The organism is Robiginitalea sediminis (genome assembly GCF_002198115.1).
Classification (GTDB): Bacteria; Bacteroidota; Bacteroidia; order Flavobacteriales; family Flavobacteriaceae; genus Robiginitalea; species Robiginitalea sediminis.
The window spans coordinates 510,084-532,816 of the sequence record NZ_NGNR01000002.1 but is presented as its reverse complement, the minus strand read 5'-3'; the positions used below and the strand labels follow the sequence as shown (position 1 = coordinate 532,816).

23 protein-coding genes are annotated in these 22,733 nt (G+C 54.2%); 19 read left to right on the top strand and 4 right to left on the bottom strand.

The genetic code is table 11. The features are described 5' to 3' along the window. Positions 1-296: 296 nt before the first annotated feature. Entirely contained in the window at positions 297-1,160 is an 864-nt protein-coding gene (locus CA832_RS08575) for a sigma-70 family RNA polymerase sigma factor (RefSeq protein WP_088341162.1), read from the bottom strand. A gap of 180 nt (positions 1,161-1,340) precedes the next feature. Here CA832_RS08575 and CA832_RS08570 point away from each other — a divergent pair, with 180 nt between their 5' ends. From CA832_RS08570 to CA832_RS08550, 5 genes are all read left to right on the top strand, one after another. After that, the gene (locus CA832_RS08570) at positions 1,341-1,847 is read left to right on the top strand and encodes a DUF6155 family protein (protein WP_088341161.1); all 507 of its coding nucleotides are present in this window, start codon (positions 1,341-1,343) and stop codon (positions 1,845-1,847) included. A 9-nt stretch (positions 1,848-1,856) separates the two neighbouring features. Next, a complete protein-coding gene (locus CA832_RS08565) occupies positions 1,857-2,783 on the top strand; it encodes a 2-hydroxyacid dehydrogenase (RefSeq protein ID WP_088341160.1) in 927 nt (308 codons plus the stop codon). Positions 2,784-2,906: 123 nt separating this feature from the next. Next, positions 2,907-4,412 carry a DEAD/DEAH box helicase gene (locus CA832_RS08560; protein WP_088341159.1) on the top strand — a complete coding sequence of 502 codons (1,506 nt, stop codon included), beginning with the start codon at positions 2,907-2,909 and terminating at the stop codon, positions 4,410-4,412. Next, entirely contained in the window at positions 4,412-5,656 is a 1,245-nt protein-coding gene (locus tag CA832_RS08555; RefSeq protein ID WP_088341158.1) for a glycosyltransferase, read from the top strand. The genes CA832_RS08560 and CA832_RS08555 overlap by 1 nt, the downstream gene beginning before the upstream one ends. A 61-nt stretch (positions 5,657-5,717) precedes the next feature. Beyond that, positions 5,718-6,560 carry a 1,4-dihydroxy-2-naphthoyl-CoA synthase gene (locus tag CA832_RS08550; RefSeq protein ID WP_088341157.1) on the top strand — a complete coding sequence of 281 codons (843 nt, stop codon included), beginning with the start codon at positions 5,718-5,720 and terminating at the stop codon, positions 6,558-6,560. Between the two features lie 203 nt (positions 6,561-6,763). On the opposite strand, the gene CA832_RS08545 is transcribed toward CA832_RS08550, so the two are convergent. Further along, a complete protein-coding gene (locus CA832_RS08545; RefSeq protein ID WP_088341156.1) occupies positions 6,764-8,101 on the bottom strand; it encodes a serine hydrolase domain-containing protein in 1,338 nt (445 codons plus the stop codon). Positions 8,102-8,151: 50 nt separating this feature from the next. Between CA832_RS08545 and CA832_RS15130 the strand changes: the two genes are divergently transcribed. From CA832_RS15130 to CA832_RS08530, 3 genes are read left to right on the top strand one after another with little or no spacing between them, the layout of a single operon-like run. Then, positions 8,152-8,664 carry an RlpA-like double-psi beta-barrel domain-containing protein gene (locus CA832_RS15130; protein ID WP_198944460.1) on the top strand — a complete coding sequence of 171 codons (513 nt, stop codon included), beginning with the start codon at positions 8,152-8,154 and terminating at the stop codon, positions 8,662-8,664. Next, a complete protein-coding gene (locus tag CA832_RS08535; protein ID WP_088341155.1) occupies positions 8,642-9,331 on the top strand; it encodes an N-acetylmuramoyl-L-alanine amidase in 690 nt (229 codons plus the stop codon). The genes CA832_RS15130 and CA832_RS08535 overlap by 23 nt, the downstream gene beginning before the upstream one ends. Next, a complete protein-coding gene (locus CA832_RS08530; protein ID WP_088341154.1) occupies positions 9,324-10,802 on the top strand; it encodes a M14 family metallopeptidase in 1,479 nt (492 codons plus the stop codon). The genes CA832_RS08535 and CA832_RS08530 overlap by 8 nt, the downstream gene beginning before the upstream one ends. Here the strand turns inward: CA832_RS08530 and CA832_RS15025 are convergent. Beyond that, positions 10,799-10,966, bottom strand: coding sequence for a hypothetical protein (locus CA832_RS15025; RefSeq protein ID WP_158211906.1), 168 nt, complete (start codon positions 10,964-10,966; stop codon positions 10,799-10,801). The two genes, CA832_RS08530 and CA832_RS15025, sit on opposite strands and share 4 nt — an antisense overlap. Before the next feature lie 165 nt (positions 10,967-11,131). Beyond that, positions 11,132-12,223, bottom strand: a complete 1,092-nt coding sequence (locus CA832_RS08525; protein WP_088341153.1) for a vWA domain-containing protein — start codon at positions 12,221-12,223, stop codon at positions 11,132-11,134. Between the two features lie 255 nt (positions 12,224-12,478). Between CA832_RS08525 and CA832_RS08520 the strand changes: the two genes are divergently transcribed. The 11 genes from CA832_RS08520 to CA832_RS08470 all read left to right on the top strand — a co-directional run bounded on the left by CA832_RS08520 (position 12,479) and on the right by CA832_RS08470 (position 22,701). Next, the gene (locus CA832_RS08520; RefSeq protein WP_088341152.1) at positions 12,479-12,724 is read left to right on the top strand and encodes a MoaD/ThiS family protein; all 246 of its coding nucleotides are present in this window, start codon (positions 12,479-12,481) and stop codon (positions 12,722-12,724) included. 9 nt (positions 12,725-12,733) lie between these two features. Further along, on the top strand, positions 12,734-13,717 hold the full coding sequence (gene moaA, locus CA832_RS08515) for a GTP 3',8-cyclase MoaA (protein WP_088341151.1): 984 nt from the start codon (positions 12,734-12,736) through the stop codon (positions 13,715-13,717). Between the two features lie 9 nt (positions 13,718-13,726). After that, on the top strand, positions 13,727-14,323 hold the full coding sequence (gene mobA, locus CA832_RS08510) for a molybdenum cofactor guanylyltransferase (RefSeq protein ID WP_088341150.1): 597 nt from the start codon (positions 13,727-13,729) through the stop codon (positions 14,321-14,323). Beyond that, positions 14,320-15,405 (top strand): HesA/MoeB/ThiF family protein, encoded by a 1,086-nt coding sequence (locus tag CA832_RS08505; RefSeq protein WP_088341149.1) that lies wholly within the window; start codon positions 14,320-14,322, stop codon positions 15,403-15,405. The genes mobA and CA832_RS08505 overlap by 4 nt, the downstream gene beginning before the upstream one ends. Continuing rightward, positions 15,402-16,622 (top strand): molybdopterin molybdotransferase MoeA, encoded by a 1,221-nt coding sequence (locus CA832_RS08500; protein ID WP_088341148.1) that lies wholly within the window; start codon positions 15,402-15,404, stop codon positions 16,620-16,622. The genes CA832_RS08505 and CA832_RS08500 overlap by 4 nt, the downstream gene beginning before the upstream one ends. After that, complete coding sequence (locus CA832_RS08495; RefSeq protein WP_088341147.1) at positions 16,619-17,629, top strand: XdhC family protein; 1,011 nt, start codon at positions 16,619-16,621, stop codon at positions 17,627-17,629. Before CA832_RS08500 ends, CA832_RS08495 begins: the two co-directional genes overlap by 4 nt. Then, positions 17,626-18,240 carry a nucleotidyltransferase family protein gene (locus CA832_RS08490; RefSeq protein ID WP_088341146.1) on the top strand — a complete coding sequence of 205 codons (615 nt, stop codon included), beginning with the start codon at positions 17,626-17,628 and terminating at the stop codon, positions 18,238-18,240. Before CA832_RS08495 ends, CA832_RS08490 begins: the two co-directional genes overlap by 4 nt. Positions 18,241-18,246: 6 nt before the next feature. After that, on the top strand, positions 18,247-19,329 hold the full coding sequence (locus tag CA832_RS08485; protein WP_088341145.1) for an amidohydrolase family protein: 1,083 nt from the start codon (positions 18,247-18,249) through the stop codon (positions 19,327-19,329). Positions 19,330-19,418: 89 nt separating this feature from the next. Continuing rightward, the gene (locus tag CA832_RS08480; RefSeq protein ID WP_088341144.1) at positions 19,419-20,213 is read left to right on the top strand and encodes a hypothetical protein; all 795 of its coding nucleotides are present in this window, start codon (positions 19,419-19,421) and stop codon (positions 20,211-20,213) included. 758 nt (positions 20,214-20,971) lie between these two features. Further along, on the top strand, positions 20,972-21,829 hold the full coding sequence (locus CA832_RS08475; protein WP_088341143.1) for a DUF4382 domain-containing protein: 858 nt from the start codon (positions 20,972-20,974) through the stop codon (positions 21,827-21,829). Positions 21,830-21,945: 116 nt separating this feature from the next. Next, a complete protein-coding gene (locus tag CA832_RS08470; RefSeq protein ID WP_088341142.1) occupies positions 21,946-22,701 on the top strand; it encodes an SDR family NAD(P)-dependent oxidoreductase in 756 nt (251 codons plus the stop codon). The last annotated feature ends 32 nt before the right edge of the window (positions 22,702-22,733 follow it).

The following is a 22,733-nucleotide window of genomic DNA, read 5'->3' as shown; positions in this document are numbered from 1 at the left end:
CAACTTACCATGCTATACGATACCTACGGGGAGGAATATTTGAATTTCCTCCGGGAATTAAATGAAATCTTAAGTGTGAACGAGCTGGCGGAGCTGGACTATTTATAGTCCGGCTTCCCGGCTGTTTCTCCTAAAACCCCAAAACTATGGCGAACCAGAATCAAGACCACGCGGCTTACCTGGATTTTATCCAGGCCTTAAACGAAATCCTCTCGGATTTCAATATCAGCAGGCTTAGCTGTTCTTAATGTTTTAGTGTATGTTGGAAAAAGCGGCCTCATTGGGCCGCTTTTTTTTTATCCTAAATAAGACTTTAGTAATCGGCTTCGCGAATCGTGCCTCAGTTTTCGGATGGCTTTTTCGCGGATCTGCCGTACCCGTTCCCGGGTCAGGTCGAAGGTCTGACCAATCTCGGCCAGGGTCATGGACTGGTGGTCTCCAATCCCGTAATACAGTTTAATTACGTCTGCTTCGCGGGGGGAGAGGGTTTCCAGGGCCCGGTTGATTTCCGCATTGAGAGACTGGCGCATCAGCCCTTTATCCGGCCTGGGGGATTCCCCGGAGCGCAACACATCGTACAGGTTGGATTCTTCCCCTTCCCTGAGCGGAGCATCCATGGAAACGTGCCGGCCGGCATTTTTAATGCTCTGCTTCACTTCACTTACCGTCATATCCAGCTCCTTGGCGATTTCCTCCGGGGTTGGTGGGCGCTGGTGTGCCTGCTCCAGATAGGAAAAGGTTTTCTTGATCTTGTTGATGGAGCCGATCTTGTTAAGGGGCAGGCGGACCACCCGAGATTGTTCGGCAAGGGCCTGCAGGATGGACTGTCGGATCCACCATACCGCGTAGGAAATAAATTTGAAGCCCCGCGTTTCGTCGAATCGCTTGGCAGCTTTTACCAGACCCAGGTTGCCTTCATTGATCAGGTCCGGAAGCTTGAGCCCCTGGTTTTGGTATTGCTTGGCCACAGAGACCACGAACCTGAGGTTCGCCTTGGTAAGTTTCTCCAGGGCAGCCTGGTCTCCTTGTTTGATGCGTTGTGCGAGTTCTACTTCTTCATTGGCGGTAATAAGGTCTATTTTACTGATATCCTGCAGGTACTTGTCAAGCGATTTGGATTCCCTGTTGGTTACCTGCTTGACAATTTTAAGTTGCCTCATGTATGATTTCCCGTTTAAAGATTCTACAAATTACATTCTCTCATTATAAGCTTTTTTAAGGGATTTTGCAAGTGGATTTCAGGGTAGTTTTACAATATTTATGAGAAGTTTGGGAAGAATTAGGATTCCATTGCGCCCTGGCGGATGCCTTTGGTTTGTGATGCGTATCTTTCACCCCCTATGAGCAAGAGAGCGCTAAAGAAATACCTGGCCGGATTGGGCCCCGAAGCCCTTGCTGAGCAGTTACTGGACCTCTACGATCGCTTTCCCCGGGTTAAGGAATACTACGATTTTGCCTTTAATCCTAAGGAAGATAAACTCATGCAAGAGGCTAAGGCAAGGATACTAAAGGAGTATTTCCCACAGAGCCGCCGGCGCCCGAAAGCGCGAAGGTCGGTGGCTCAGCGCTATATCCGGCAGTATGAAACTCTTGGAGTGGACCCCTATCTGCTGGCAGACCTAATGGCCTTCAACCTGGAGACCGCTGCCCGGTACGAAAAGGTACGCAGATGTCCGGATGCCTTCTATAAGAGTATGTACAATTCCTGCCGCCAGTGGGTGGCCCATCTATCGCACCACGGAATGCTACCCGAGTTCCGGGATCGCGTCATGGCCTTTCTGGATACTGTCCGGGAAGCAGGCTGGCCCAATGCGGAACGCTTCCTGTTTCTGGAAGACCAACTTTAAGAGATTACGATGGCAATAGCAGTACTTCGAAACGACGATAAAACAAATGCCTGGCGGAGCCTGCTGCGGAGCAAGGCCCCGGATATCCCGGTTTATGACTACAAGGATAGTTTCCCAAAAGAAGAGATTCGCATGGCAGCCGTATGGAAGCATCCGGCAGGCAGCCTGTCTGCCTTCCCTAATCTCCTTGGGATACAGGGCCTGGGGGCAGGGGTCGACTTTATCCTCGAGGACCCGGATGCGGATCCTGGCATCCCGGTGATGCGTGTGGTAGATCCGTATCTGGCCTCCGATATGGCAGAATACGTTCTGGCTCAGATAATGGCCTACCTGCGCGGCCTTTATGTTCACGCTTCGGATAAAGGCCAAAAAAAATGGAACCCGGCGCCTTATCGCCGTATAGAGGACCTCCGTGTAGGAATCATGGGCATGGGGCAGTTGGGCACTGCCGTAGCCGGGCTACTAGGCAGGACCGGATTCCGGGTACAAGGGTGGGCAAGGACACCAAAAAATGCCTCGGTGGAGGTCTACCACGGCCCTAAGGGCTTGCCGGACTTCCTGCAACAAAGTGATGTCCTGGTTTGTTTGTTACCCCTTACTCCGGAAACACAAGGAATATTGTCTGCATCTCTTTTAGAAGGCCTGCCCCAGGGTGCGTTCCTCATCAATGTGGCCCGTGGACCTTTGCTGGTAGACCAGGATCTGATAGATGCACTGGATACCGGCCGGCTTTCCGCCGCCTGCCTGGATGTCTTTCACCAGGAACCTCTACCCCGGGAGCATCTCTTCTGGGAGCACCCCAATGTATGGATTACCCCCCATGTGGCCAGTGTGACTGACCCCGATTCTGTGGCAGACCAGGTTATCCGGAACTACAGGGCCCTGATTGAGGGGCGCCCCCCGGAAAACCTGATAGACCGAAGAAAGGGTTATTAACCCCCACTGTTGAGAAAACCTCGGGTAGCACCCTCGGGGAGTTGGAAAAATCGGCTAATTTCGCATTTTGGCCGACCCCCCTCCATAAAAGGCCCCTAAACTGTTTACTAGTTTCATTTGGGTATGTCCTCGCAGACCAAGGAAAAAACGCTTTACGACTATCAGCTCCAGGACCTGGGCAAGATCTTTTCCTGCCTGGAAGAGTCCCCGTCTGATATCAACTTACTCTACCAGTTGCCTACCGGTGGGGGTAAGACCGTGGTGTTTTCCGAGATTGCCCGTCGGTACATCCGGGAGAAACAGCGGAAAGTTGTGGTCCTGACCCACCGTATAGAACTTAGCCACCAGACCTCCCGCATGCTCAGCGGCTTTGGAGTTCGAAACAAAATCATCAACAGCGATGTGAAGCACCTGGAAGGGGAGGAGGATTACCAGTGTTACGTGGCCATGGTGGAAACCTTAAACAACCGCCTGCAGGAGAAAGCCATTGCCCTTTCCGGGGTTGGCCTGGTTATCATCGATGAGGCGCACTATAATTCCTTTCGGAAGCTATTCAAGTATTTCGAAAAGTCTATTATCCTGGGCGTTACGGCCACCCCTCTGAGCTCCAACATCAAACTCCCCATGAAGGACCACTACAAAAAGCTCATTGTAGGGGAGTCCATAGCGTCGCTTATCCAGAAGAAGTTCCTGGCCCGGGCCAATATGTACAATTACGATGTGAGCCTGAAATCCCTTAAACTGGGGATCCATGGGGACTATACGGTTAAATCGTCCGACGCCCTGTACGGCAACAACCTGATGCTGGGCAAATTGCTCACCGCCTACGAGGAAGTGGCAAAAGGCACCAAGACCCTGATTTTCAACAACGGGATCAGTACCTCCCGGTATGTCTATGAAACCTTTAAGAAGGCAGGATATCCCATCCGTCACCTGGACAATAAAAATTCGGCAGGGGAGCGGCGGGAGATCTTGGAGTGGTTCTCCAATACCCCGGATGCCATCCTCACCTCGGTAAGTATTCTCACCACCGGGTTCGACGAGCCCAGTGTGGAAACCATCATCCTGAATCGCGCCACACGGTCCCTTACACTGTATTTCCAGATGATCGGACGGGGGTCCCGGATCTATAAGGACAAGGAGGAGTTCAATGTGGTAGACCTGGGGAACAACATTGCCCGGTTTGGCCCCTGGGATGCCCCGGTAGACTGGCAGGAGATCTTCCACTTCCCGGATTTCTATCTGGAGAATATCCGAAACGACGAGGAGATTGAGCGGGAATTTGTCTATGAAATGCCGGAATCCCTTCGCGCCAGGTTTTCCCGGACCCCGGAAATCGATTTCGACGTAAAGGCGGAGTACAAAAAGGTTTTTGCTGCAGGCAAAAAATCGAAACTGGTCCTGGAACGCTCCATTGAACAACACGCCAGAATGTGCGTGGAGAACAGCCCGGATATCTTTGAAGCGCGCCTGTTGGCAAGGGAACTCCGGGAGGAGATCGAATTCAGGATCAAGCAGTATTCCTACTGCATCATGAACAACACCAAGAACTACAAGGATTGGCTGCAGGAAGATTACGAACGCCGGCTCCGGCTTCGTATTTCCCAACTCTATGCCGCGATGATGTAATGGCCCAACTGCCCGGAAAAATCCTGTATCTCGGGCACCAGTGGCCCGAACCCGAGGCCAGTGCAGCCGGACACAGGACATTGCAGATCCTGGAGGTGTTCCGGCAAATGGGTGCCCGTGTCCATATGGGAAGCACCGCAGAACGCGGCCCTCTGTCTGCCCCGCTGGAAACCCTGGAAATCCGGTGCCATACGTTCGAACTCAATAGCGAAACCTTTAACCGACATCTGCGGCAGGAGCAGTATGACGCGGTTTGTTTCGACCGGTTCATTACCGAGGAGCAGTTTGGCTGGCGGGTACGCGATACCCTCCCAGGGGCGCTTCTCCTTCTGGATACCCAGGACCTGCACAGCTTACGGTATTCCAGGGCTGCAGCCCTGGGTGCCGGGCGGGAGTGGGAGGTTTCGGACCTGCTGGAGGAACCTGCCTTTTACAGGGAAATGGCAAGCCTGTTGCGTACCGACCTGAACTTCCTGGTATCACGGGCCGAGGTGGCCCTCCTCAGGGAGATTCTACCCCTGCTTTCCGATTCCCTCTTGTACCTGCCTATGGGGTTCAAGGACGCGAGAACAGTGGATAACCCAGGGTTTGAATCGCGAAAAGACCTGGTCTTTGTCGGGAATGGCCTGCACGCCCCGAACAGGGATGCTGTAAAATGGCTTGTTCAGATGTTTGCCCCCCTGCTGGCCGAAACCCTGCCGAAGGCACAACTGCACATCTGCGGAGCCTACCTCCCGGAGAAATGGAAAAAGGGCATGGATGCTACCTCCCACATACAAATTCATGGCCATGTACCGGATATTGAATCGGTTTTCCGGAAGACCAGGCTGCAGGTTGCACCCCTGCGCTTTGGGGCCGGGGTCAAAGGGAAAATCCTGCAGGCTTTGAGCTGTGGTCTGCCTACCCTGACCACCCCGGTAGGCGCAGAAGGCCTTTTCAGCGGTGAAGGGGCACATATCTGCCCGGGGTATGACGCCCGGGAGTTTGTTTCCCGTTGCGCCTCGCTCTACCAGGACCAAAACCAATGGAAGCAGGCCCTGGACACCCAACTTGCTGAGACCCGGGAACATTTCCGGGAGCCCTCCTTCTGGGCCCGTGTCCTTGCGGGTTGGTGGGAAGGCGCCGGAGTACAACACCAGGGCCGAGAGGCCGGAATCCTCCGAGCGCTGCTCAGGTACAAGGCTTTTGACAGCCATCGGTATCTATCCCGCTGGATTGCCGAAAAAAACCGGAAACCCCGTTGAAATCCTTTTCAGTTCTGCCGCAGGGCGTATCTTTAGGGCGTCAACTAATACATGCAGGTCTATGGAAAAGCCGAAGTGGAAAAAGGCAGCCGATTTCGAAGACATTACGTACCAAAAATGCGACGGGGTAGCCCGCATTGCCTTTAACCGCCCGGAAGTGCGCAACGCATTCCGGCCTAAAACAACCAGTGAGCTCTACCAGGCCTTTTACGATGCCCAGGAAGACCGGTCTATAGGGGTGGTATTGCTTACCGGTGAAGGCCCTTCTCCCAAAGACGGGGTGTACGCCTTCTGTAGTGGGGGAGACCAGCGTGCCCGGGGGCACCAGGGATATGTAGGGCAGGACGGTTACCACAGGTTGAATATCCTGGAAGTGCAGCGGCTGATCCGTTTTATGCCCAAGGTGGTTATTGCCGTAGTGCCCGGGTGGGCAGTGGGCGGGGGACACAGTCTGCATGTGGTTTGCGACCTGACCCTGGCCAGCAGGGAGCACGCTATTTTCAAACAGACCGATGCGGATGTTACGAGTTTCGATGGGGGTTACGGGTCTGCCTACCTGGCCAAGCTGGTGGGGCAGAAGAAAGCCCGGGAGATTTTCTTCCTGGGCCGGAATTACAGCGCTCAGGAGGCCTTCGAAATGGGGATGGTCAATGCCGTGATCCCGCACGAAGCGCTGCAGGATACCGCCTGGGAGTGGGCCCGGGAAATCCTGGCCAAATCGCCCACCTCCATCAAGATGCTCAAATTTGCCATGAACCTCACAGACGACGGGATGGTAGGGCAACAGGTCTTTGCAGGGGAGGCCACCCGCCTGGCCTATATGACGGATGAGGCTATTGAAGGCCGAAATGCCTTCCTGGAAAAGCGCAAGCCGGATTTCGGGAAGGATAAGTGGATCCCTTAAAAAAAAAGAGCCCTGATGCTACACCAGGACTCTTCTACGAGAACACTATATGAAAATGAAAAAATTACTCCGTCTTAGCAAGTAAGACAAGGTAAACTTAGACCAAAGCAACCGGGGGAGGAATTTTTTGTTGTGAAGCGTTCTTTTTCTGTGGTGTATCCGACAAACGGTCATTCCTGCCGTTGAAATACTCCCTAGAAAACCTAATTTCGGATCGCCCGGGCCAACCGGGACAAAACGGCATTGGCGTCAAAATCGGGGGATTCTGCAAGCCCGGTTCGCACTACCACCAAATCCTTTGAGGGGATAATAAAGACGTGTTGGCCCTGGTAACCGTTAGCCATGTAGAGATCTGGCGGGGCATCCGGATAGGTGCCACCCCGGTTCAACCAGAAATGCAAGCCATACTGGCCATTGGAATGTTCCGTAGGGGTAGTAACCTCCCGTACCCAATCCGGGTGGAATAGCCTCGTGCTGTTCCACTGTCCCTCCCGAAGGTAGAGCAGGCCAAACCTGGCCCAGTCCCGGGTACTGGCCCAGGCATATGACGACCCTACGAAGTTTCCATCCAGATCGGTTTCAATCAGCAGGCTGTTCATCCCGATTTTATCTGCGAGTTCCCGGTAAGGGAAATCCAGGTAGCGCTGGTCATTGCCCAGGTGGTCCCTTAGCAACCCCGAAAGGAGGTTGCTGGTCCCGGAGGAATAATTCCAGAGGGTTCCGGGGGCACCGGCCAGTTCTTTCCGGGCCTGGACCACAGGCATGCTGCTGCTTTGGAACAGCATCCGGGTTACGTCGGAGATCCCGGAATAGTCCTCGTCCCATTCCAGGCCGCTTTGCATACGCAATAAATCCTCGAATGTGATTTGGGAACGCCGGTCTGATGCCCACCCTGCCAGGCCGGTGGGCATATCGATATCTAACTGGCCCTGGTACTCCAGGATCCCGTAAAGGGTCGCCAGGACACTTTTAGTCATGGACCACCCCAGTACCGGGGTATCGGGGCCAAACCCCTCGACATATTTTTCCCGGAGCAAATACCCTTTGTAGAGGACCAGCAGGGTCCGGGTGCGCTGTATTTCCGGGTCCTTGAAGGCCTGGTCAAAGGCTTCCGCAACCAAGGCGTAATCCACTTCCGAAAAGGTGGTGTCTACCGCGGGTAGGTGGCCCAGGGGGTAAGGCAGGGCTAATTCGGTGGAACTTCTCCTCGGGGTAGCTCCGGATGTTGGAGCCTTCTCCCCCGGGGGTACCAGAACGCAGCCCAGGCCCTCCCGGCAAATGGCTTCCCGCGACTGCAGACCCAGGACCGTGGCACGACCGGTTTGGTCTGTCTCCCGGTAGGTACTTTTGGCCATCTCGATCAGGGGGACCTGGTGGTCATTCTGGTTCACAGACTGTTCGGATCGCCCGGCAATAAAGGCGGTCGAAGCCATATTCTTGGCGGCATATCCTGTGATAATGGCGAGTTTTGGGTACTGGAATCCCAGAAAGACCAAAAGGGACACTACCACAAGCAGGAGGATTCGCTTAAACCATCTCATAGGCTGAACTTTTCGGAAGGAACTGTATCTTTAACCAGCAAGATACACAATTGGCCACGCATCCACCCAACTACGTCGATACCCGGAAGTACCCGGGGCAGGGGAGACCACGCGTCAATCCGCTGGTGGCAGCCCCTGTATTTATAGCACTCCCTTTACTGGGTGCCTGCAAGAAGAATCCTCCGGAAAACCAGTATGACTGGCTGCCCCTGGAAGTAACGGCAACGGCGTACAATGCCTCCGAGGCACAAACCGATGGCGACCCTTTATTGGCGGCCTGGGGCGACACCCTCTCCGAGCAGACCCCATCCATTGCCATTTCCCGCGACCTGTTGGAGCTGGGTCTGGAGCGGGATACCCGGGTGCGGATTCGGGGCTGGCGGGATACTTTTCTGGTCCGGGATAAAATGAACCGACGCTTTCACCGGCATATCGATATTTTTATGGGCACCGATGTGAAAGCTGCCCGGAAATGGGGAAGGCGAAAACGGAAAATTTGGTACCGCATCGAAAAAACAGATACGGTTAAAAGGAAAAAATATGAGGCAATTCAGAATCGTTAGCGGCTTAGGCGCTCTGATATTGCTGGCGCTGTCCCTTTCGTGTTCGGCCTATACCCCATTGGTTGTGGAAAGACCCATTTCCTGGGATACCCAGCGCGAACGCCTGACCCTGGACTATCTGGAACAGCGTTATGGTATTGTACAGAGTACTCCCGGGATTACGCCGCGAATGATCGTTTTGCACTGGACGGCTATCCCCAGTCTGCAGGGCTCTTTCGACGCTTTCCAGCCTGCCCGGCTGCCCAATTCGCGCCCCGATATTAATTCGGCAGGCGCCCTGAACGTTTCTGCCCATTACCTGGTAGACCGGGACGGCACCATTTACCACCTGATGCCAGATACCCTGATGGCCCGGCATACCATTGGGCTTAACCATGTTGCCATCGGAATCGAAAATGTGGGGGGCACTCCGCAGACACCCCTGACCCGGGAACAGGAAGCCGCCAACATCTGGCTCGTCCGGGAACTTAGCAGGCGATATCCCATCACCTACCTGATTGGGCATTATGAATACACGGCCTTCGATGGCCACCCCCTCTGGTTGGAAAAAGACAGCGGGTACCGAACCGAAAAAACAGACCCGGGCCAAGGGTTTATGAAGCGCATCCGCCGTGCGGTGAAAGCGCTGAACCTTCAGGGCCCTCCAAATTCCATAACAAATGATTAGAAAATGCCTCTTGTTGGCCGTATGCGGGATATCCCTTTCGGCTACAGCCCAAACGGAAGCCTTCACCCAGCGGTTTTTTGAAACCTATGAGAAGTACCGGGAACCTTCAATTGGCCAGCGGCGGATTCAGCACCAGGACATTCAGCCCCTAATCGATCGGTTTGCCCGGACGGAAGGCTTTGAAGTACGGAAGGTGGGCAGCTCCATTGAAGGGCGTGACCTGAGGCTCCTAAGTACCGGGCGCGGGGAGACCGATATCTTCCTTTGGTCTCAGATGCACGGGGACGAACCCACTGCCACCCAGGCCATCTTCGACATCCTGAATTTCCTGTCTTCAGAGGACTTCCGGGAAGAAAAACAGGCGTTGCTGGATTCGGTCCGCATCCACTTTTTGCCCATGCTGAACCCCGATGGAGCCGCAAGGTTCCAGCGCCATAATTTCCTGGGCATCGACATCAACCGGGACGCCCTGCGTTTGCAATCGCCCGAAGGGCAAACCCTGAAACGCGTACGGGACAGCCTGCAGGCCGAATTCGGGTTTAACCTGCACGACCAGAGTCGGTACTACAATGCCGAGCAGACCCCGAAACCGGCTACGATTTCCTACCTGGCGCCGGCCTACAATTACGAAAAGGAGGTCAACGTGGTCCGGGCACGCGCCATGCGGGTTATCGGATACATGAACCGGATCCTGCAGGAATATGCCCCGGGGCAGGTAGGCCGCTACAACGACGACTTTGAGCCCCGCGCCTTTGGGGATAACATCCAGAAATGGGGAACCAGCGCCATCCTGATAGAATCCGGCGGATATCCCGAGGACCTCGAAAAACAGGAAATACGCAAACTGAATTACGTTTCCATCCTTTCGGCTATCTACGCCATTGCTTCGGGAAGCTATACCGGGGTGTCCCTGGACGATTACTACCAGATTCCGGAGAATGACCGGAAAATGCTCGATTTAAAAATACAGGAGGTTACCTACCCCCTGGAAGGCAAAAGCTACCTTATGGACTTCGGGATCTACCGCGCCGAAGTAGACAGGGATGGCCACAGGGATTTCTGGAATATCGGACGTATTACCGACATGGGCGACCTGTCTACTTTTTATGGGTACGAAACCGTTCAGGCTACGGGTCTGGAACTGCGCAGTGGCAAGCTCTATCCTACAGTGCTTCCGGATATGGACGCAGTCTCCAGCCTCGATTTCCGGTCCTTGCTCCAAGAAGGTTATACATATGTAAGGGTCCAAAATGTCCCCGAAAAACAAATGGATGTCCCTTTCCCGGTCCATATTGTGGGAGCCGGCTTTAAAAACCCTCCATCCAAATGGGATATCGGGGACAATGCCACCTTTGTTCTCTACAAGGAAAACAAACCGCTCTACGCCATTGTCAATGGGTTTCTGTATGACCTGGAACAGGAATGGGAAACAGGCAACAATAGCCTGATCCTCCGTAAATCCGGGTCTTAATACCCGAAACTGAACTGGAACTGGTTGCCGTACAGCAACAGGACGCCCAACATGCCGCCCAATAGGGTTACAATGGCGATAAAAAGGCTGAGTATCAGGGCGCGGAACCAGGAGGCTGCGGCACCGATGGGGCTTTGTGCGATGATTTCGTGAATTACATCCATGACGAACGCTTTTAAGGTTACTGCTCTACTGTGTTTTTAGGATGTAAGGCTGTTGTATCAATAGAACAAGTGCCGTGCCAAAAACCCTACTTGGTACGGTCGGCGGGAGGATGTCAAAAAAAAGGCTTCCTGAGTGGAAGCCTTTTTTGGTAGAAGTCTATTCCGTTATTCACAGCCCGCGGTAAAGCCGTCCGCGCTAAAGCTGGTTTGCACCGCTCCCTGCTGCCCGTCGCGGAGAACCCTTATTACCAGGTTGTTTTCGCCGCTGCCATCCCGTTTGGGGCTGCAGTATTCAAAGAGGTAGAAGCTATTGGCCCGCTCCGAGACTTTTTGGGACAATTGGTTAAAGGTGATTTCCAATTCTTCCTTGTTGCCGGCAAACACACTAAAGGTCTTTCCAATCTCCTCTAATACCGAGGAGTCTATCTCGGCCCCCAGGCCGATGGTGAAAAATGAAATATTGGTATCGGCCTCCTCCACCTTTTCCAGGGCGCTTTGCTCGGAATACCGCGACGCCTGGTCGGTACCATCGGTAAAAATAACCACCGATGCTGCCCCTATGGTGTTGCTCTGAGCACTTTCCCGCAGCAGGTCTTCCGCGATATCGGTACTCTTGATTACAGCACCGTAAAGGTCCGTAGAGGGGTCATTACTGATATCCTGGGTGATCCCCTCAATGGCCGCGGTGAGGGCAGATCGGGAAGGGGTTAGGGGTTGGAGTTCGTGCAGAATGTCTTCCCCGTCAAACCAATAAATCCCCATTTTAAAGGATTCGGTTTCCACAGCCGGCATTACGTTCTGGATAAAACTCGTGGAAGCGGATTTGAGTTCCTGCAGACTGCCACTGAGCACACTATTACTGAGGTCCAGCACCAAAAGGGTGTGGTTGGTGAAAATCTGCGAATTGGGCGAGATACGGGCCTGGGATTCCGAAGTGGAAATGGTGTTGAAGCAGGCGTCGTTCCTGCCCTGCTCGTAAATCGTGAAATTCTGGGCAGTCAGGCCTGCAACAGGGTTGCCGAGGTCATCGGATACCCTGAAAAAAACAGAGACTTTTCCCGGGAGGGTGGTATACTGGTCCTGAATGGACAAGAGTAATTCATTGGTGCCGAAAGACAGGCAGTCATCGGCGGGTTTGCCAAGGCCCAGGTCCCCGTTTTGATTCAGGTTCAGGCTTACATCATCATCGGCATTGCCACAGGAGGCAACAAGCCCTGCCAGGGCCAGGAGCAACAGGTAGGCGCGTTTCAATTTCATATACGGTTCGTTTGATTTCCATGGAAAACGGAGAATTGCCATTCGTAGTATGCCGTACGGCTACATATTCTAAGCCCTGTGAAGGTTGAGTAAGGCAGCGCCCTGAATGACAGGAGTTCCTGCCGATTGTTAAAACAATGGGTTTTGCTCCATTTTTTGGTACCTTTAAGCCAGTAGGATATGAGTAACTCATGGCCTGGTATAAGGGTAGCCCAACCCACGGCACCTTTTGGGCCAAAATTGGAAAAGGAACGTATGAAAATCCTCCTGTTCGGAATCACCCGGGACATTGTCGGGGAAAGCCCGCTGCAACTCCCCCGAGGGGAGTCTGCGGCCCTGCAGACCGTTGGCGATCTTAAAACCTACCTCAAAGGGCACTACCCAAGGCTCGGCACGCTTTCTTCCCTGGCCGTGGCGGTAAACCAGAAATATACAGGCGATGATGCCCGAATCGGGGAGGAAGATGAAATAGCCCTTATCCCACCGGTAAGTGGCGGTTAAAGAATACCTATGCTCATCGATAACCATAACAGGGTAATAAACTATGTGCGGCTGGCTGTGACAGACCGCTGCAACCTGCGCTGCAATTACTGCATGCCCGAGGAAGGAATCGGTTTTTCCTCCCGGAACGAATTGTTGAGTATCGCGGAACTGAAATCCCTCAGCAGTACCCTGGCCGGCCTGGGGGTAGACAAAATCCGGCTTACCGGAGGAGAGCCCTTTGTGCGGAAAGGAATTATGGACCTTCTGGAGCACCTGGCCGGCCTGGAAGGGCTCCGGGAAATATCCCTGACCACCAATGCCACCCTCATCGGGCCGCATATCCCCCGGCTTGCGGAACTCGGCATCCGCCACGTCAATGTCAGTATGGATGCCATCAGTCCGGAGACCTTTGCACGGATCACCCGGAGGGATTACTACCGTACAGTCCGGGAGAATGTGGAGAAACTCATCGAGGCAGGCCTGGAGGTCCGCATTAATTTCATTGTCCTGGAGGGCCAGAACGAATCGGATATATACCCGATGATGGAATTCCAGCGGGAGTTTCCGGTACGCGTCCGATTCCTGGAGGAAATGCCCTTTAACGGGGGAAGCAAAGATTTCCGGACCTTGCACTGGAATCACAAGCGGATATTGGAGCACATCCGGGGACAGTACCCGGATTTTGAAAAACTGCCCGCCCCGTTAACCTCTACCTCAGTCAATTACAAAATTCCCGGCCATACGGGGTCCTTCGGGATCATCCCTTCCTTTAGCCGAACCTTTTGCGGTAGTTGCAACCGCCTGAGGGTAACAGCCACAGGAGACCTCATTACCTGCCTTTACGGCAAACCGGTAGCCAACGTAAGACGCGAACTCCGCGCCGGGTTACCCGAATCGGAGGTGCGCCAGATCATACGTCAGGCGGTGGGTTCCCGGGCAAAAGACGGGTTTGAAGCGCAGGAGCGATTCGGCCCTATTTTCGGAAGTTCCATGACCTCCATTGGGGGCTAATACGTTAACATGGCGCAGACTCCACACGTAGCACCTGTTTATGGCCTCGTTCTTGCGGGCGGGAAAAGCAGCAGGATGGGTCTGGACAAAGGCCTTCTGGAATACCACGGCATACCACAGCGGGATTACCTGGCCCGATTGCTGGATAGCGTTGTCCCTGAAGTTTTTATGAGCCTTCGGGCAGACCAACCCTATAAAGGACCTGTGGCGGTAATAACGGACCGGGATGAATTCCGCGGCCCGTTTAACGGCCTACTCAGCGCCCATGTCATGCTGCCGGACGTGGCCTGGTTGGTACTGGCCTGCGACATGCCCCTGATAGACGCCGAAGCCCTTGAGTACCTGTTGAAGCTCCGTGACGCTGCTGCCGATGCCACAGCTTTTACCCTGGAGCAGGGCGGACTTCCCGAGCCAATGGCTGCCATATGGGAGCCCCACGCCCTGGCACGTGTCCCGGCATACCTCCAGGAGGTGGAGGGCAGCTGCCCGAGAAAATTCCTGATCCGCTCCAGAACCCATCTGGTAGTGGCTCAGGACCCGGAGATCCTGGCCAATGCGAACAGACCGGAGGAATACCAAACCATCCAATCCCGTTTAGCCCGATGAAGTCCAGCCGATATACCCGTCAGACCCGGCTGGAGGGCTTCGGACCCCAGAGTCAGGAGCGCCTTTCCCGCGCCCGGGTCCTGGTAGTAGGAGCCGGCGGACTTGGGATACCTGTAGCCACATACCTCAATGCCATGGGGATTGGGACCCTTGGCCTGGTGGACGGGGACCAGGTGGAATGGAGTAACCTGCACCGCCAACCCGCCTATGGACCGGAACAGGTTGGGAAATCCAAAATAGCAGTGCTGAGCGGAGTGCTTCAGGACCAGAATCCCGATACGCAAATCCGGTTGTACGATACCTTCCTTCACCCGACCAATGCCCTAAGGATCCTGGAAGGGTATGACCTGGTAGTGGATGCCACGGATAACCTGCAAACCCGGTACCTGATAGACGATGCCTGCCTGGTAAGGGAAATCCCATGGGTTTATGGGGCGCTACACGGTTTTGAAGGGCAGGTGAGCGTTTTTAATTACCGCGGAGGGCCAACCTATCGCTGTCTCTTTCCGGAAATGCCGGCTATCGGTGAAATACCGGATTGTGACACCCTGGGAACCCTTGGCGTCCTGCCCGCTATTATCGGCAGTCTGCAGGCACTTGAAGCCGTAAAGGCCCTCTGTGACCTTCCTGGCGTATTATCAGGGCACCTGATGCTTTACCAGGCCCTCGAACAACAAATGCAAAAAATTGCCTTCGACCGGAATCCAACCCGGGAAGGTCTTGCCCCCCTGGAAACTTCGAGCATTCCCGGATGTACAAGGGCAGACGGAACCTGCAGTGTGGCGGAATACCAGCAGCAAAGATATGTGCCGGGTACGGTCCTGCTCGATGTGCGGGAAGCGTCCGAATTCAAGGCAAAGTCGGCCACTGGAGCTGTGAATATCCCGCTTCTGGACCTGGAAGAGAACCTGCATTCACTCAAGGATGCAGGAGCCATTTATGTCATTTGCAAAAGCGGCCCCAGAAGCAGGCAGGCATATACGATTATACGCGAAACCCTGCCGGGAACACCGGTATACTGGATCGAGGGCGGGATGCGGCAATACCTGGCGGTGTGCCAGGACCAATCCTGGGAAGTATGAAAGGCGCAGACCAGCTCACACCTGTCGAAAAGGCCTTCGAGGCTGTATTGGATAGTGTTGTGCCATTGCCAGTGGAATTGATATCCTTGGAATCGGCATTAGGGCGGGTACTGGCCACAGATATCGAAACCGATCGGGACCTGCCACCCTACAACCGGGCTACCATGGATGGAATTGCCATGAAGGCATCGCAAGCCACTGCCGGAATGATGGATTTCCCATGCGAGGGCATGGCCCGTGCGGGTGATGCGGTGCGTATGCTGAAGAACCCCTCGAACTGTATTGAAATTGCCACAGGGGCAGTAGTTCCGCTTGGCGCGGACGCCGTAGTGCGTTATGAAGACCTTGAAAAGACGCCAAACGGGTTTCAAATCCGTATACATCCGGTCAGAGCGGGTCAGAATATCCACCCTATGGGCAGCGATGCCCCCAAAGGCGCCCTTGCCCTTAAGGCCGGCGTTTCAATAGGGCCGGCTGAAATCGGGGTGTTGGCATCTGTGGGCAGGTCCCGTGTACCTGTCCGTAAACTTCCCAAAGTCGGGGTAGTAACCAGCGGGGATGAATTGGTGCCCGTAGACCAACAACCAGAGGCCCACCAAATCCGGAGTTCAAACGGATACGCGATAGCGACAGCCCTCTCCGGCCTGGGTATTACTGCCAGCCGTCACCACTTACCAGACCAGCCGGAGGCTATCCGCCATACCCTGGGGGAACTGCTGCAAACCTCGGATGCCTTGATCCTATCCGGCGGGGTTTCCAAAGGGAAGTTCGATTTCCTCCCGGATGCCCTGGCAGACCTTGGGGTCAATAAAGCCTTTCACAGGGTGGCCCAGCGGCCAGGCAAACCCTTCTGGTTTGGGGTGCACCCCGCTTCGGGTTGTCGGGTTTTTTCGCTCCCGGGCAACCCCGTATCCTCCTTCCTCAATTTTCAGTTGTACTTTAGGGGATGGTTGCGGGCATGTCTGGGCCAGGATCAGCCGGGGCTCATGGCCGAATTGACCACTGAAATGCGCAATGCCTCAGACCTGGTGCATTTCCGGACTGTCAACCTCCTTTGGAGGGAAGGGAAGTGTCTGGCAACCGAAGTTCCTATGAACAGCTCGGGGGATTTCCTGAGTCTGGCCCGGGCCGGGGGTTTTGTGCGGCTGGATCCTTCAGAGCACACGTACCCGGCAGGCAGCCGTGTTCCACTACTCCCGTATAATCCAATAGTATGACCCACGAAATCAAACATATTGTCACAGCATATGGCAGGGCCCTGGAAATGGGGCAAAAAGCTGTTCTGGCCTCGGTAGTGGCCCTGGAGGGCAGTTCCTACCGCAGGCCCGGCGTCCGTATGCTCCTACTCGAAAACGGGGCCTCTTACGGTGCCGTGAGTGGGGGATGTGTGGAAAAGGAAGTATACCGGCAGGCAACAGGGGTTTTCCAATCCGGGACCCCAAGGATGATGACCTATGACGGCAGGTTCCGCCTGGGCTGTGAGGGAATCCTCCATATCCTGTTGGAACCGTTCCATCCGGGATCAGGTTTTCTGGAGGCATTTTCCGCACAAATAGCCTCCCGGGAACCCTTCGAAATGGAAAGCAGGTACCAGATACCGGATGGTCCTTTGGCAGGTATGGGAACCCAATTTTTGTTGTCTGGAGACAGCTACCCATGTGGAAAATCCCTGGAACACGAAGGGTTGCAAACCTTCCGCCAAACCCTCAGCCCCTGCATGCGGCTGGAAATTTTCGGGGGAGAGCACGACGCTGTTCAACTGGCAGGCCTTGCCGGTTTAATGGGGTGGGAAGTACGGGTAACCGTAGCTGCGGATGAGGCAAAGACCCTGGAGAACTTCCCCGGGGCAACCCATTTCAGGGCCATTGTGCCAGAGGCTCTGGATGCTTCGGATATAGACCCTCAGACCGCTGTTATCCTGATGACGCATTCATACAACAAAGACCTTAAATACCTGCTGGGCCTCAGTGGAGCACAACCCGGCTATGTGGGTATCCTCGGGCCGGCCTACAGGAGGGAACGCCTTATTAACGACCTGTTGGAGCGGCGCCCCGATCTCGATCCGGATTGGGTTGACCGATTGCACGGGCCTGCAGGCCTGGACGTTGGTGCGGAAACGCCACAGGAAATCGGGATTTCCATCCTCTCAGAAATCCTCTCCGTTTTCCGGCAGACCAATCCGATATCGCTCAAAGATAAAACCGGAGCTATCCATACCCCATGACCGAACCCATGCCGGCCCTGGTTTTAGCGGCAGGCGCATCCAGCAGGATGGGCACGGTGAAATCCTTGCTTCACTGGAAGGGTCAAACCGTGCTGGGCCATATCCTTGGGGAAGTCCGGAAAGCTGGGTTCATCCCCTTGGTGGTTACAGGCGCCCATGGGGAAGAAGTTCAGACTGTCCTGGCAGAGCTGGAAGTAGCCAGCACCTTTAACCCGCACTGGGCCCTTGGAATGGGCAGCAGTATCCGGTGTGGGATGAAAGCGGTCCGGGAAAAATCGCCCCAGGCCCCGGGCGTACTGATCCTCGTATGTGACCAGCCATTGATCTCGGAAGGCTACCTGCGGGAAGTTGTGCGCGTTTTCCGGGAAGGAGGCCATGCGGGCATAGTGGCTTCCAGATACCCGGATGGGGGAGGGGTGCCCGCCCTTTTTTCACAAAAGTATTGGGACGCCCTTTTGTACCTCCCCGATGCCCATGGGGCCCGCAAACTCATTGCCCGGGAAACGCAAAACGTGAGCTATCTGGACCCGGGAGAGGCATCTGCAGACATGGATACACCGGAATCGTATAACCGCTTGCTGGAACAAACCGGACAAAAACTAAAAACCTAGATCCCTATGAGAACCCTTTTCGCCCTACTGTTGCTCCTGCCAAGCCTATCGGTTTCTGCCCAACAAATGGATTTTGAAGCCTATAACCCGGTTTCCACCCTGGTGGTGCCAGGAGAACCCGTCTTACATGCCCGTTATCCGTTTGTGGACGTCCACAGCCACCATTTCCGCATGCCCGAGATGGACCTTTCGGAACTGGTTGCCGCCATGGATAGCCTCAACATGGCCGTTATGGTAAATCTCAGCGGGGGTTCCGGAGACCGGATAACCGGAGCCATGGCCAACATCCGCGCCCATTATCCGAACCGGTTCGTGGTCTTTGCCAATGTGGATTTTGAGGGTGTAGGAACCCCAGGCTGGGGCGAGAAAGCAGCGGCCCAATTGGAAGCAGATGTGAAGAACGGGGCCTCGGGCCTGAAAATCTACAAAAGCCTCGGCTTGCGCAACAAGGATATAAACGGCGAGCGCATAGCCGTAGACGACCCTCGTTTGGACCCGGTCTGGGCCAAGTGCGGGGAATTGGGAATTCCCGTGCTGATCCATTCTGCCGACCCCCGTTCGTTCTGGGACCCCATGGATTCGTTTAACGAGCGCTGGCTGGAGCTCAAACTCCGGCCCGGGCGCAAACGCAGTGATAGTGACCCCGCCCCCTGGCAGCAGATTATAGCCGAACAACACCGGATGTTTAAAAAGCACCCGGGGACCACGTTTATCAATGCCCATATGGGCTGGTTTGCCAATGACCTGGGAACCCTGAGCACCCTTATGGATGAAATGCCTAACATGTACGTGGGCATTGGGGCTGTGATAGCGGAACTGGGCAGGCAACCCCGTATGGCCCGGGCCTTCTTCGAGAAGCACCAGGACCGGATTGTCTTTGGGAAAGACGCCTGGAACCCTTCTGAGTACCCCACCTATTTCCGGGTCCTGGAGAGCGATGACGAGTACTTCCCCTATTACAAGAAATACCACGCGTTCTGGGCCATGTACGGTCTGGACCTGCCAGATGCCGTATTGCGCAAGGTGTATTACGAGAATGCGTTCCGGCTTCTTCCTGGCCTGGACAGATCCCTGTTCCCGGGTCAATAGCGGAAATACCGTTCATCGGATTTTAGCTTCCCAGGGAAATATTCCCTTTCTCCCTTCGTTTTTAGGGGTGTAACCCAAATTCGATATCGATGAAACGGAAATACTTCTTTTGGATAAGTGTTTATTTCCTGACCCTTGCGGCCATCTCCCTGCAGTCCTGCAGCACAGATGCCGATGAGCGTGAAATCCCGCAGGATGCCCGCCTTTCCCAGGCCGAATTCCAGGCTGTGATGAATGCCGAACAATGGACCGGGGCAGCCGATGCCGTCCTGGCCGAAATCTACCAAAACGGCAATGCAGCCTCCGGAAAGTTTGCCAACAACGAGTGCTACCAAACAGAATACTCCGAAACCGGCTTTACCGTGACCTTCGGGAATTGCGTCCTCAACGGGACGGACAATGCCAACGGCTCCCTGGTAGTCACCTATGGAGCCGACACGTCTTCAGCCTCATTTACAGCTATCTACGAAGGCTTTTTTGTAGGGGAAGTGGAACTGAACGGCACCCGGACCTTTACCCTGGTTTCCGATGGGGAGACCGCCATAAGCATGAGCGTAACCAGCGACATGGTCGTAACCCTGGCCGATGACAGCACCATTGCCGAAACCGGCACCAAAACCCTGTCATTTACCTTTGGGGAGACCCTTGTGGAAATTTCTTTTAGCATTTCCGGAAACTGGAACCTGACCATGGATGGCAATAGCTACGCTGTGGATGTGCTGGAACCCCTGACCGGAAATTTCGGGTGTGAGCACCTGGTTAGCGGCGTTATGGAGCTCACCAAGAATGGATTGGTGATTGAAGTAGACCTGGGAGACGGTACCTGCGATGACCAGGCACTTGTTACTTATCCCAACGGAGCTACCGAAACCATTACCTTGTAGAAAAGCATAGGAACAAATTAAAAAAGGCCCGGGTTTCCGGGCCTTTTTTTGTGGTGTACGGGCAATGGTCTTTAGTAGACATAGTGCCGGCTTTCTGTCCAGCGTACCCGTTTGCTGTCCTTAAAATTGGAGAAGTAGGCAAATCTCCGGGACTCGGTGGGCGTTTGTTTGAAAAAAGGTTTCATGACTGTTGTTTTTTGATGATACGATTGATGGTTGCTGTTAATAGACGAAGTTTCGGGCTTCGGACCAGCGGACGCGCTTACTTCCTTTAAAAGAAGAGAAATACGTAAACCTTCTGGATTCGGTAGGTGTGGATTTGAACATTGTTTTCATGATGGTATGTTTTTTTTGATTGATGACTATTGTTCTGCTTCGCCTGTATTTCTGATGACTGTTATCTTTTCTTCGGGGCTGCCCTGTTTCGTTTACCAGGCGATTACATCTATAAGACGCTTATGGAATTGGTTTGTTACAGTACCTTGCTATAAAAGGTACCATCTTAAGCAATTTTTAACATTGCCGAGTTCTCAGCAATCCGTCTTACGACTTGTATTTCAACGCATTATATAATTTTATGCCAAATGAGGATTTGGTTATCATTAACAGTAGCTAAAACAGAGAAAACGCCACGCCAGGAACCTAGGACGTTAAAAGGGAAGGGGAGAAGCCGGTCGTTCATCGAAAAAAGTGGTTTCCGCTATGGATTCTAGCTCAGGGGTGTTTACTTGCCATCGCCTCATTTAAAAACCATAGCTATGAAATCAGTTCTCAAAGGCCTGTTTATCCTTTTGGCCCTCACGGTCTTCCACGCGTGTTCCGAATCGGAGGAATCCGCTGGTGGAATGGGACGGCTCAATGTTTACCTGAGCGATGCACCTTTTCCTTATGCCTGGATCGACCAGGCCAACCTCACCGTCTATAAGGTAGAAGCCCGCCGCGCGGACGCTGCGGAAACGGACAGCTCGGATACCAGCAGATCGGGTTCCCCCTTTGTGGTGCTGATGGAAGAGGAAATTTCGGTAAACCTGCTGGAATTGACAGGAGGGGTAACCGAACAGCTGGCATCGGCCGAAATCCCTGCCGGAGATTATGATTTGGTGCGTATTTACGTGAAGGATGCCAGCGTAGTACTGCAGGATAGTACGGTTTTTGACCTTAAGGTGCCCAGCGGCATGCAATCCGGAATCAAGGTATTTATAAAACCAGCCTTGCGCGTAGCGAGTAGTCTTAGCACAGATGTGCTGCTCGATGTGGATGTAAGCCGATCATTTGTCGCGAAGGGAGGGCCCAATCCCAAAGGCTTCAATTTCAAACCCGTAATTCGGGCGGCCAACCTGACTACTTCCGGCACCTTACAGGGTATGGTAACCACTGTAGATTCTACAGGGGCAGTCCTTCCTCTTGAAGGGGCTAAGCTCTCGGTTATGGCATCGGATTCCGTTTACGCCAGTACTTTTTCTGATGCCGAAGGCGCCTACGCTATATTGGGATTGGAAGAGGGATCCTTTTCGGTCACGGCAAGCCTGGAAGGCTACCAGGATGCCACTCAGGAAGGTGTGGTTGTCGTTGCCGGCAACCGGACAACTCAGGATTTTCAGTTGGAAGTCCAGTAAAATCCGAATAAAAACAAACCAGGCGACTCCCGGAGGGGTCGCTTTTTTTTTTACGGAAGCCGCAGAATTGTAAGATCTCGGCTTTCTGACTACCTTCCTGCCATAAAAGGAAGGATATGGATCTTCGCGGACAACGCATACTGGTTACGGGAGCGTCCAGGGGCATCGGGGCAGCTATTGCCCGCAGGCTTCTGGAAGACGGGGCACAGGTAGCCCTTCACTATAACAGTAGCAGGCAGGAGGCAGAGGGGGTTCTTAGAGGTTATGAGGACCAAGGGGTCTTGCTGCCCGCAAACCTAGCAGACCCGGACCGGACCCGGGATTTATTTGAGAACGCCCTGAAAGCCCTGGGGCACCTGGATGCCCTGGTGCTGAATGCCGGGGTCTTCCTGCCGCATCCTATCGAAGAAGAATTGGACCAATGGTGGGCAGTTTGGAAGCGAACCCTGGCCATTAACCTGGACGCCCCGGGCCTGCTCACCCAAATGGCGCTTCGGCATTTCCAGGCCCATGGGGGCGGCGGCCGGCTGATCTATATCGGAAGCCGGGCAGCTTTCCGGGGCGAAACCCGCGAATTCCTGGGATATGCCGCCTCTAAAGGCGGGTTAACTTCCCTGGCCCGGTCGGTAGCCCGATCCTTCGGAAAGGATAATGTAAAGTCTTTTGTCATTGCCCCTGGCTTTACCAGGACGGCTATGGCAGATACCTTCGTTAAGGAATATGGGGAGCAGCGCCTGCTCGATGAAATTGCACTGAATACGCTTACACTCCCGGAGGATATCGCCCCCTTAACCGCTTTTATCTGCAGCGGGCAGATGGACCATGCTACCGGCACTGTAATCGACATCAATGCAGGCAGTTACATGCACTGAGGTCAGCACGCATGCATGAAAACACCAGGTCC